This window comes from Neisseria sp. P0021.S006, from assembly GCF_051956895.1.
This window is the reverse complement of sequence record NZ_JBQCWZ010001268.1, coordinates 1-442: the sequence shown is the minus strand read 5'-3', so window position 1 is coordinate 442 and position 442 is coordinate 1. Positions and strand designations below refer to the sequence as shown.

Annotated in this window: 1 pseudogene; it reads left to right on the top strand. The window is 52.5% G+C overall.

The features are described 5' to 3' along the window. Positions 1-442 (top strand): annotated as a pseudogene (locus ACTHUM_RS19820) (CRISPR-associated helicase/endonuclease Cas3); the annotation flags it as partial.

Sequence of the window (442 nt, the reverse complement as noted above, 5' to 3'; positions counted from 1 at the left end):
GTTTAGACAGCGTTGCCCAAGCCGCCGGACGTTGCAACCGCGAAGGCAAAAGACCGTCTGAAAACAGCTTTGTATGGATATTCGCGCCCGAAGACAAATGGAAAGCCCCTCCCGAACTTGCCACCCAAGCCGCCGTTATGCGCCTGACCGCCGACAGCTTTTCAGACGACCTCTTATCCACCCAAGCCGTCGCCGCCTACTTCGCCGAGCTTTATCAATTAAAAGGCAGCGAACTGGACAATAAAAAAATCCTGAAAATGCACAACGATACAGGGCAAAGCCTCGATTTCCCATTCCAAACCATTGCCGACAAGTTCCGCATGGTCGAAAGCCATATGCAGCCGCTGATTATTCCGTTCGATGTTGATGCCGAAAACCTCATTAGCAGCCTGCACCACGCCGACCATATCGGCAGACTCTTACGCAAACTGCAACCCTACAC